Origin of the sequence: Bradyrhizobium sp. CIR48 (assembly GCF_014198315.1) — a bacterium.
Taxonomy (GTDB): domain Bacteria; phylum Pseudomonadota; class Alphaproteobacteria; order Rhizobiales; family Xanthobacteraceae; genus Bradyrhizobium.
The window spans coordinates 20,033-29,712 of record NZ_JACIHG010000024.1; the positions used below are offsets into that span (position 1 = coordinate 20,033).

At 64.9% G+C, this 9,680-nt stretch carries 11 protein-coding genes; 4 read left to right on the top strand and 7 right to left on the bottom strand.

Annotation, left to right across the window (positions count from 1 at the left end):
* Nucleotides 1-65: 65 nt before the first annotated feature.
* The 7 genes from GGD66_RS40660 to GGD66_RS40690 form a co-directional block, all read right to left on the bottom strand.
* Complete coding sequence (locus tag GGD66_RS40660) at nucleotides 66-779, bottom strand: ABC transporter ATP-binding protein (RefSeq protein WP_092251679.1); 714 nt, start codon at nucleotides 777-779, stop codon at nucleotides 66-68.
* Nucleotides 772-1,539, bottom strand: a complete 768-nt coding sequence (locus tag GGD66_RS40665; RefSeq protein WP_018316880.1) for an ABC transporter ATP-binding protein — start codon at nucleotides 1,537-1,539, stop codon at nucleotides 772-774. Before GGD66_RS40665 ends, GGD66_RS40660 begins: the two co-directional genes overlap by 8 nt.
* Entirely contained in the window at nucleotides 1,532-2,476 is a 945-nt protein-coding gene (locus GGD66_RS40670) for a branched-chain amino acid ABC transporter permease (RefSeq protein ID WP_183262195.1), read from the bottom strand. The genes GGD66_RS40665 and GGD66_RS40670 overlap by 8 nt, the downstream gene beginning before the upstream one ends.
* A complete protein-coding gene (locus tag GGD66_RS40675) occupies nucleotides 2,473-3,390 on the bottom strand; it encodes a branched-chain amino acid ABC transporter permease (protein ID WP_183262197.1) in 918 nt (305 codons plus the stop codon). The genes GGD66_RS40670 and GGD66_RS40675 overlap by 4 nt, the downstream gene beginning before the upstream one ends.
* Nucleotides 3,391-3,687: 297 nt before the next feature.
* Nucleotides 3,688-3,906 (bottom strand): hypothetical protein, encoded by a 219-nt coding sequence (locus tag GGD66_RS40680; protein ID WP_018316877.1) that lies wholly within the window; start codon nucleotides 3,904-3,906, stop codon nucleotides 3,688-3,690.
* Nucleotide 3,907: 1 nt separating this feature from the next.
* Nucleotides 3,908-4,567, bottom strand: a complete 660-nt coding sequence (locus GGD66_RS40685) for an acyl-homoserine-lactone synthase (protein ID WP_177236864.1) — start codon at nucleotides 4,565-4,567, stop codon at nucleotides 3,908-3,910.
* An 82-nt stretch (nucleotides 4,568-4,649) separates the two neighbouring features.
* A complete protein-coding gene (locus GGD66_RS40690) occupies nucleotides 4,650-5,378 on the bottom strand; it encodes a LuxR family transcriptional regulator (protein WP_092251675.1) in 729 nt (242 codons plus the stop codon).
* Nucleotides 5,379-5,543: 165 nt separating this feature from the next.
* Between GGD66_RS40690 and GGD66_RS40695 the strand changes: the two genes are divergently transcribed.
* The 4 genes from GGD66_RS40695 to GGD66_RS40710 all read left to right on the top strand — a co-directional run bounded on the left by GGD66_RS40695 (nucleotide 5,544) and on the right by GGD66_RS40710 (nucleotide 9,410).
* Complete coding sequence (locus GGD66_RS40695; protein WP_092251674.1) at nucleotides 5,544-5,720, top strand: hypothetical protein; 177 nt, start codon at nucleotides 5,544-5,546, stop codon at nucleotides 5,718-5,720.
* 540 nt (nucleotides 5,721-6,260) lie between these two features.
* Nucleotides 6,261-7,199, top strand: a complete 939-nt coding sequence (locus tag GGD66_RS40700; RefSeq protein ID WP_018316873.1) for a LysR family transcriptional regulator — start codon at nucleotides 6,261-6,263, stop codon at nucleotides 7,197-7,199.
* Nucleotides 7,200-7,343: 144 nt separating this feature from the next.
* Nucleotides 7,344-8,222: a shikimate dehydrogenase gene (locus tag GGD66_RS40705; RefSeq protein WP_183230902.1), complete on the top strand. Its 879-nt coding sequence runs from the start codon at nucleotides 7,344-7,346 to the stop codon at nucleotides 8,220-8,222.
* Nucleotides 8,223-8,279: 57 nt separating this feature from the next.
* Nucleotides 8,280-9,410 carry an ABC transporter substrate-binding protein gene (locus GGD66_RS40710; protein ID WP_018316871.1) on the top strand — a complete coding sequence of 377 codons (1,131 nt, stop codon included), beginning with the start codon at nucleotides 8,280-8,282 and terminating at the stop codon, nucleotides 9,408-9,410.
* Nucleotides 9,411-9,680: the final 270 nt, after the last annotated feature.

Here is a 9,680-nt window from a genome sequence, read left to right on the forward strand (position 1 = left end):
GGATTCGAAACTGGATTTGCTCGAAGAGAATCTTGCGCGTCGCACGCGGTCGGCAGGAACGCGCGTCAGATGCCGAGATATTTGTGCTGGAGATCCGGTTCCGCCATCAGCTGATCGGACGTGCCGCTCCACACCGTCTTGCCGCGCTCGATGATGGTGTGGCGGTCGCAGATGCGAGCGAGATGGTCGACGTTCTTGTCGACGACCAGGATCGACTGTCCGCGGCTCTTGAGCAGCGACAGGCAGTTCCAGATTTCCTCGCGGATCAGCGGCGCGAGGCCTTCGGTCGCTTCGTCCAGGATCAGGAGTTTTGGATTGGTCATCAGCGCGCGGCCGATCGCGAGCATCTGCTGCTCGCCGCCGGAGAGCTGGTTGCCCATGTTGGCGGCGCGTTCGGCGAGGCGCGGAAACAACACGTAGATCGCGGCCAGCGTCCAGGGATTGGGGCTGCCGAAGCGGTCGGCGGCGGCCGCGACCAGGTTTTCACGCACGGTGAGGTTCGGGAAGATCTGGCGTCCCTCGGGGACCAGGCCGACGCCGAGCTTTGCGATCCTGTAGGAGGGAAGCTGCCTGACCTCGGCGCCCGCGAAACGAATGCTGCCGGCGCGCGCCGGCGTCAGGCCCATGATGGAGCGGATGGTCGTGGTCTTGCCCATGCCGTTGCGGCCCATCAGCGAGACCATCTCGCCCGGCTTGATCGACAGCGACAGGCCGAACAGCACCTGGGAGAGGCCATAGCAGGTCTCGATGCCGTCGACCTCGAGCAGCGTGTCAGCCATGATGCGTCACCACGTGCTGGTCGCCGAGATAGGCGCGCTTGACGTCTTCGTTGGCACGGATCGCGGCCGGATCGCCCGAGGCGATGACGCGGCCATAGACCAGCACCGTGATGCGGTCGGCAAGCGCGAACACCGCCGGCATGTCGTGCTCGACCAGCACGATCGAGACTTCCTTGCGCAGCTCCTGGAGCAGCTTCACCATGCGCTGGGATTCGGTGACCCCCAAGCCCGCCATCGGCTCGTCGAGCAGCAGGAGCTTCGGCTTGCTCGCGAGCGCCACCGCGAGCTCGAGCTCGCGGCGCTCGCCATGGCTGAGCCGGTTCACCACGACATCGGCACGATGCAACAGGCCGACGCGATCGAGCGCGGCGTGGGCGGCATCGCGCAGGGATCGCTCCTTGCGCGCATTGGCAAAGAAGCGAAACGAGGTGCCGGCATGGGCTTGCGCCGCCAGCGCGACGTTGTCGGCGGCGGTGAAATCGAGCAGCAGCGAGGTGATCTGGAACGAGCGCGCAAGGCCCAGCGCGCAGCGGCGATAGGCCGGCAGATAGGTGATGTCGCGCCCCGCCAGCGAGACGCTTCCGGAATGCGGCTCGAGATGTCCGGTAAGCTGGCTGATCAGCGTGGTCTTGCCGGCGCCGTTCGGACCGATGATGGCGTGCAGCTCGCCCGCGGCGACGTCGAGCGAGACATTGTCCGTCGCAACGATGCCGCCGAAGCGGCGCACCAGCTTTTCGACGCGAAGCAAGGGTTCAGCCACGGCCGGCCCTCCCCAGCATGCCCATGATGCCACCGCGGCCGAACAGCACGATCAGCAGCAGCAGCGGGCCCATGATCAGCGCCCAATATTCGGTGATCTGCGACAGGAACTCTTCCAGCAGCAAAAACACCACCGCGCCCATCACGGGGCCGAACAGCGTGCCCATGCCGCCCAGGATCACCATCACCATGAGATCGCCCGAGCGCGTCCAGTACATCACGGCCGGGCTGACGAAGTCGGTGTTGTTGGCGAGCAGCGCGCCGGCGAGGCCGCACATGGTGCCTGAAATGACGAAGCAGACCAGCTGGTAGCGCTTTGCCGGGAAGCCGATCGCCTGCATGCGCTGCTCGTTGGAGCGCAGGCCCTGCACGACGAGGCCGAAGCGCGAATTGACGATGCGCCAGATCAGGAAGATGACACCGAGGAGGCAGACGAGGCAGAGATAATAGAACTGCGTGCGGTTGGACAGGTTGATCAGCCCGGAGAAGTCGCTGCGCTTGTAGACGGTGAGGCCGTCATCGCCGCCGTAGCGCGCCAGCCCCGAGGCGACGTAATAGGCCATCTGCGCAAAGGCGAGCGTGATCATGATGAAATAGACGCCGCGGGTGCGCAACGAGAGCGCCCCGATCACCAGCGCATAGAGCGCGGAAGCGGCGAGCGCGACCGGAAACTGGATGAAGCCGGAACCGACGCCTTCCTGGGCGAGCATGCCGACGGCGTAGCCGCCGATGCCGAGATAGGCGGCGTGGCCAAAGCTCATCATGCCGCCAAAACCCATGATGAGGTTGAGGCTCGCGGCCGCCAGCGCCAGGATGATGATGCGGGTGAACAGCGTCAGGATGAAGATGTTGCCGGAGAGCTGCGAATAGAGCGGCAGCAGCAGGAGGCCCGCCAGCATCAGGGCCGTGACGGCCTTGCTCACAGTGAGAGACTTCATCGACGGTTGGCCGGAAACAGCCCCTCCGGCCGCACCACCAGCACGATCGCCATGAGGAGATAGATCAGCATGGAGGACAGCGCGGGCGCGGCGGTGGAGGCCGCGGCGCCGCTCAACACTTGCCGCAGCAGATTGGGCAGGAAGGCGCGGCCGAGCGTGTCGATCATGCCGACGAAGATCGCGGCCAGGAACGCGCCGCGGATCGAGCCGATGCCGCCGATCACGATGATGACGAAGGCGAGAATCAGGATGTTCTCGCCCATGCCGATCTGCACGGTGAGGATCGGCGCCTGCATCAGGCCGGCAAGGCCGGCGAGCGCGGCGCCCAAGCCGAACACCAGCGTGTAGAGCAGCTTGATGTTGATGCCGAGCGCGCCGATCATCTCGCGGTTGGAGGCGCCGGCGCGGATCAGCATGCCGATGCGGGTGCGCATCACGCCGAGATAGAGCAGCAGCGCCACCAGCAGCGCCACCACGATGATGGCAAGCCGGTAGGCGGGATAGTGAATGCCGGGCAGGATCGGCACCGGCACCGTGAGCCAAGCTGGCAGCGGCAGCGCAAGGCCGGCCGGGCCCCAGATCAGCCGCACGGCTTCATTGAAGAACAGGATCAGGCCGAAGGTCGCCAGCACGTGGTCGAGATGGTCGCGGCCATAGAGATGCCGCAGCGCGCTCATCTCCAGCACGATGCCGAGCAACAGCGTGGCCCCAAGCGCCATCAGCGCCCCGAGCAGGAAGCTGCCGGTCCACGCCGCGAAGGTCGCGGCGAAATAGGCGCCCATCATGTAGAGCGAGCCGTGCGCCAGGTTGACGAGATCCATGATCCCGAACACCAGCGTCAGGCCGGCGGCGAGCAGGAACAGCAGCAGGCCGAACTGCAATCCGTTCAGGAACTGTTCGACGACGAGCAGCATCAAGACTCTTTCAGGCGCACGCGGTGTCGCGCCGATGTTCGAACACGTTCGCCATCAGTGAAAGAGCTCCCCCTGCCTGTTCAAGGCGGAAAAATGGGTAATGGCAGTATCGTTCCGAGGCAAGAGCGATTCGACACCAAACATGCACTTTGTTGCATGCGGGTGCATGCGGTCGAGACGCTCCTGCAAGAAGGCTGCCGTGCAGGCTGGGGCAACCTGCCGCACCCAAACGATGACCCCCTCGCCGGTGGCCGGCGAGAGGGTGCGACTTCGTCGGAATGCAAGGAAGGATTACGCCTAGTGCGACGTCATCTGCTGGGGAAGGTCGTCCGGTTCGGCGAGCACGCTGTTGGCCGTCGAGGCCTCCAGCGCCGCCATCCGGAACAGATAGGCGAGCGTCGCCAATCCGGTGTCTTCCGCCATCTGCGCCAGCTCGAGCGCCATGTCGGACATGTAGCCGAGATTCTCGTCCCTGATCTGCGCCATGATCTGGCTGTCCCGCATCATGTTCGACATCTCAGGCGCTCTTTCGTTGCGCGGCAGCAGCGCCGCAGAGGTTGGCACGGGCGACGGCGTCCAGACGCGGGCCGTCCTGGCGCACGACCGAGGTCATGCCGATACGATCGTGCAGGGCATCGAGGGTCTCGCGACGAATGTCGATGGTCGCCGCCATGGTCCATGCATCCTCCACCAGAGCCGGCAGGCCAAGCGGGGTCACCATGAAGCCGGCCTCGTGGAAGCGCGGCAGCCACCAGGTCTCCATGATCGCGCTGACCTGCGCGATCCCCTGATTGAGGCAGAACTCCTGCACCGCCGCCATCAGTTGCAGGTTGAGCGCGCCGTCGCGGCGATCACGCACGACGAAGTAGCGCGACCATTCCCAGACCAGCGGATCCGCGGGGCAGCCGCGCACCGACGCCAGATGCGGGAACACCTCGCTCATCATCGAGGGCTTGGTCGTCGGGTAGAGCCGGTGGCCACCGATGACGCGCCGCCCCTCCAGCGCAAGCAGATAGACGGTATCCTCGTCGTCATAGGAATCGATCTCGCGGCAATCCGGCCTGCGCAGCGTCTCCCAGCGCCGCTCCTCGACGAAGATATCGTGGCGCAACCGGAAATGCTGCTCGATCACGTCTTCATAAAGGTGGCGATTTACCGCAGAAATTGCGTGAATCATGAAAACCCCCAATCATCCTCAATGGGGGCAGAGTCTGCGAAAAGAGCCGGATTCGATATTGGGAAATTTCCCAGTACGGCGCTTACGGATTGATGATTTTGTTCCGAATCGCCAGCGCTACCGCATGCGTGCGGTTGACGGCACCGAGCTTGCGCGCGGCAGTTGCAAGATGCTCTTCGGCGGTGCGCTGCGTGATGTGCAAGATCTCACCGATCTCCCAAGCCGACTTGCCCTGCGAGGCCCAGGAGATCACCTCGCGCTCGCGCGGGGTGAGGCGCGTCGAGGGATAAGGCGTCGGCTCGAGCAGACGGCGAATGTGGTCGAAGCCATACATCGCCATCAGATGCAGTGCCGGCTTGCTGCGCGGATTGAGGTCGAGATGAACGCCGCCAAGCGACACCGCCGCTTCATAGCCGGTGAGCCCGTGGATCGGCACGATGAAGCCCCGCGACATGCGAAAATCGGTGGCACGGTTCATCACCTCGGCCGCGTTCGGCTCGAGTTCGGCGTCATAGGGCGCTTCCGACCATTCGAACGGATTGACCGATTGCCGGCACAGCCGCACCACGGGATCGAAGCGGTCGTAATTGTTCTGGGTGTAGAGGCTGAACCAGCCCGCCGGCCAGCGCTTGGCAAGCACCATCTGCGCAAACCGCTGGTCGGGATTGGGCAATCCCGTCACGATGATGGTTTCGAAGCCGAAACGACCGAACGCCGTCTCGAGCGCATTCATGGCATCGGGCACCTTGCGATAGGTCCCCAGGCCTTCAATGAAGTCGAGCGCCTCCCGGCCATAATCTACGGCGGACATCGGTGCGTTTCCTGCCCCACACCGCCTCGTATAGCACGTATTTGGGGACTGCCTCAATTCGCTGCGGCCGTAGTTTCCCGGTGCTCATCTGCTCTGAAGATTTAAACTACTTGTGGCAGAATTGCCCTCACGATACACCTGAGCGACCGAAGCGGGAACACCACGATGGAAGACGAGGATATTGCCCTCAACAGCGTGCTCGGCCTGGAATTGAACCGCGTGTTTTTCGCCGTCCGCGAAACGGCAAACAAGCAGAAGATCATCGAGTTCGCGCGCGCGGTGCTGGAAGGCGAGCGCGAGGAGCTGGCCGAGAGCGTATTGCCCGAGGGCCCGGCGAGCTGAGACACAGCCGCAGCGCCGACGAACCAATTCGAGCGCCGCCGCCCTTCTGTTCGAACGCGCTGATTTTAGTCGAAAACAATCTGACAGCGAACTTGAGTTTCCCTTCTCCCCTTGTGGGAGAACGTGGCATAGGCGGCCTTCGGCCGCCGTTCTAAATGGACGCCGAAGCGAAACTTCGGCTATGGCGCCGAATGAGGGTCTCTATCGACAAGTGCAGTATCGTAGGGTGGGCAAAGCGACTTGTCCGCCATAGCTCGAAGAGCGACGGCGGAAGCGTGCCCACGTCCTGCCTGTTTGGTGAGACGACGTGGGCACGGCGCAAGTGCGCCTTTGCCCACCCTGCGATTCCGGACTCGCTGAGAGAGATCCCTCGCCCGTCTCGCCGCTTTCGCGGCGAGCCACCCTCTCCCCCAGGGGGGAGGGTGAAAGCTCCCCTCCGCCATCCACATCCACCCACACTTGCCGCTGGATGACAGCGCAGCTCTCGTGAGATGATTGCCGCCATGATCATCTTTCGGATGCCAAGGACATTTCACGAGCATGATGACGCTGCGCCAGGTTGAAGTGATCCGTGCCGTGATGGTGACGGGCACCATCGGCGGTGCGGCGAAGCTGCTCAACGTCTCGGCGCCCGGGATCAGCCGCCTCGTCAAATACACCGAGCGCTCGCTAGGCATCCGCTTCTTCCAGCGCCAGAACGGGCGATACTTCCCGACGCCGGAAGCCGAGAACATCTTCGAGCAGATCAACGGCGTCTACAAGAAGGTCGACGATCTCTCAGAGATCATCTCCAAGATCGGCCGTGGCGGCCTGTCGGAGCTGCGCATCGGCTCGGTGCCGAGCATCTCGCAGGTGATGGTGCCCCGCGCGATCGAGCGCGTCCGCCGCCGCTATCCCGATCTCGGCATCGACATCAACATCCTCAAGCTCGAGGAGGCCATCGACTATCTGATGCTCGGCCGCGGCGAGTGCGTGGCGATGAGCTACCGGCTGGAGCATTCCGGGCTCGACTTCATGCCGCTGGCCTCGGGCGAGCTGTACTGCATCGTGCCGCCGGGGCACGAGCTCGCCGGCCGCAAGCAGGTCTCGGCCGCCGAGATCACCCGCTATCCGCTGATCGGCATCGATCCCAACGATCCCTACGGGCGGATCATGGCCGAGATCTTTGCCCGCAACCGTCTCGCCTACAACATCACCATCCGCGCGCGCTTCGGCACCACGGTCTGCGCGCTGGTGAAGGCGGGCCTCGGCATCGCCATCATCGACCAGTTCACCGTGGCCCATGGCGGCTATCCCGGGATCGAGCTTCTGAAAATCACCGAGCCGACGCGGTTCGACACTTACATCGCGGTCAAGCGCGGCGCGCCGCTGTCGCTCCATGCCGAGTCTTTCATCGAGTCGCTGCGCGCGGAGATGCGGGCGGTCGAGCCGTCCCGCGGCAACGGCAAGGCCGCCGGTGCGCGCGGACGGAAGAAATAACATCAAGTTAGGTTTGTCGGATAAAAGGGTAATTGTGTTAGGCGGGGGAAAGACTATCGTCGCAGCTGGAACTCCCCTTGGACTTGCGGGGATTTCCCCGCTAATGGCCGGGACCGAACGGTCCCAACGAGACGATAGCGAACCATGTCCAAGCGCGGATACGCCGCCAGCAAGAAGCTCCTCACCGGCCTGATCGGCGCGCCGATCGCGCATTCCGCGTCCCCCGCCATGCATGAGCGCGCCGCCGAGGCGCTTGGCCTGCGCGGCCACTACCAGCTCATCGAGGTCGCCGGCGCCGATGCGGCCGGGCTTCGCATGATGCTCGAGGGCGTGCGGCGGCTCGGCTTTGCCGGCGTCAACGTCACCTACCCCTACAAGGAGGCAGTGGTGCCGCTGCTCGACGAGCTGGCACCGGCTGCGGCGACCATGGCGGCGGTCAACACCGTCGTCGTGAGAGACGGCCGGCTGATCGGCCACAACACCGACACGACCGGCTTTGCCCGCGCCGTCGCGCCGCTGCTGGCGTCTTCCGGAAATGCGGTGGCCGTGATCGGCACCGGCGGCGTCGGCAAGGCAATTGCCTTTGCGCTGGCGAGCCTGAAAGTGACGAACCTCCGAATCTTCGACAGCGAGCCGGCACGCGCCGAAAAACTCGCCGCGCTGCTGGCCAGGCACGGCGGCGCGCGGGTGGCTACGAGCGTGGAAGACGCGCTTCGTGGCGCAACCGGCCTCGTCAACGGCACGCCGGTCGGCATGCTGCCGAACCGGGACATCCCGGTCCCAGCCTCGCTGCTGCGCGAAAACCTGTGGGTCGCCGACGCCGTCTACTCGCCGTTGATCACGCCGCTGCTGGCGGCGGCGCAAGCCAAGGGCGCGCGGATCATGACCGGGCGGGAGCTCGCGATCTATCAGGCGGCCGACGCCTTCGAACTGTTCACGGGCCTTGCCCCATCGACCGAGATCATGGGACAGGCATTCGACGAGGTGATGGCGGCACGAAGCTCGGCCTATCACGCTGCGTAACCGAAGCGGCCGACACAAGGCCGCGGACAATCTCGACGAAAAATGGGAGGAGAAACCATGAAATCGACCCTGCTGGCAGGCGCCCTGCTTGCCTTCGCGACTGCAACCAGCGTCCACGCCCAGGCCATCAAGCTCGCCAACGTCGCCGAGCTCTCGGGCGGCGGCGCCACCGTCGGCACCAACTGGAAGAATGGCATCGATCTCGCGATCGAGGAGATCAACGCCAAGGGCGGCGTGCTCGGCCGCAAGCTGGAAGTCAGCCATGCCGACTCGCAATCCAATCCCGGCGTCGCCCGCGCCCAGGTGCAGAAGGCGCTCGACGCCGAGCCCTATGTGCTGCTCGGACCCGGCTATTCCGGCTCGGTCAAGGTCACTGCGCCGCTCGCCGCCGAAGCGGGTATCGCGCAGATCATGGGTGGTGAGGCCGCCGAGTTGACGCAGGCAGGAAACAAATTCCTGTTCCGCACCTCGTTCGGCCAGCAATCCTCGATGCCGAAGGTCGCGAAATACATCCACGACGAGATGAAGGCGAAGACAGTCGCGGTGGTCTGGGTCAACAACGATTTCGGCCGCGGCGGACGCGACGTCGTCGTCAAGGAGCTCGACCGGCTCGGCTCCAAGGTGGTCGCCGACCTCTCGACCGAGGCAGGCCAGGCCGATTTCGCCGCCGACGTCGGCAAGATCAAGGCCGCCAATCCGGATGCCGTGTTCGTCTACCTGAACGAGGAAGAGAGCGCGCGCATCCTGAAGGAGCTGAAGCGCCAAGGCGTCACCGCGCCACTGATGGGCGAGACCACGCTGATCGGCCAGAAGGTGATCGAGCTCGCCGGCGACGCCGCCAACGGGGCACGCGGCCATGTCGGCCTCACCACCGATGCGCCGGTCGATCTGATCAAGGCGTTCCGCGAGAAATTCTCCAAGAAGTACAATTACGTCCCTGACCATAACGGCCTGAAGGGCTATCTCGCGGTCTACATGGTGAAAGCCACCACCGAGAAGATGGGCAAGGTCGACCCGAAGAAGTTTGCCGAGACGCTGCACGGCCTCACCATCAAGGCCGCGGACGAGCCGGGCATCCTGATGGACGTCACCTTCAGCGACACCGGTGACATCGACCGCCAGAGCTTCCTGGTCGAGGTGGTCGAAGGCAAGCAGGTGGTGAAGCAGGTGCTGCCCAAGGTGAAGTGAGGCGCGCGATCTTTCACCTCTCCCCGCTTGCGGGGAGAGGTCGGATCGCATCGAAGATGCGATCCGGGTGAGGGGGAGCCTCCGCGAGTCCAACCATCAGCGACCTCGCGGAGACGGGGGGGGGGGGCCCCCCCCCCCCCCCCCCCCCCGCCGGGGGGGGGGGGGGGGGGGGGGGGGGGGGGGCCCCCCCCCCCCCCCCGGGCGCGGGGGGTGGCCGGGGTTGGCGGGTTATCCACCCCCCCCAATGGCCCCCACCCGCCCCGCGGCTCG

Coding starts and splice junctions, on each gene's coding strand:
- GGD66_RS40700 (WP_018316873.1), top strand. CDS start 6,261: ATGATGACGCTGCGCCAGGTTGAAGTGATCCGTGCCGTGATGGTGACG.
- GGD66_RS40690 (WP_092251675.1), bottom strand. CDS start 5,378: ATGTCCGCCGTAGATTATGGCCGGGAGGCGCTCGACTTCATTGAAGGC.
- GGD66_RS40680 (WP_018316877.1), bottom strand. CDS start 3,906: ATGTCGAACATGATGCGGGACAGCCAGATCATGGCGCAGATCAGGGAC.
- GGD66_RS40675 (WP_183262197.1), bottom strand. CDS start 3,390: ATGCTGCTCGTCGTCGAACAGTTCCTGAACGGATTGCAGTTCGGCCTG.
- GGD66_RS40670 (WP_183262195.1), bottom strand. CDS start 2,476: ATGAAGTCTCTCACTGTGAGCAAGGCCGTCACGGCCCTGATGCTGGCG.
- GGD66_RS40685 (WP_177236864.1), bottom strand. CDS start 4,567: ATGATTCACGCAATTTCTGCGGTAAATCGCCACCTTTATGAAGACGTG.
- GGD66_RS40660 (WP_092251679.1), bottom strand. CDS start 779: ATGGCTGACACGCTGCTCGAGGTCGACGGCATCGAGACCTGCTATGGC.
- GGD66_RS40695 (WP_092251674.1), top strand. CDS start 5,544: ATGGAAGACGAGGATATTGCCCTCAACAGCGTGCTCGGCCTGGAATTG.
- GGD66_RS40710 (WP_018316871.1), top strand. CDS start 8,280: ATGAAATCGACCCTGCTGGCAGGCGCCCTGCTTGCCTTCGCGACTGCA.
- GGD66_RS40705 (WP_183230902.1), top strand. CDS start 7,344: ATGTCCAAGCGCGGATACGCCGCCAGCAAGAAGCTCCTCACCGGCCTG.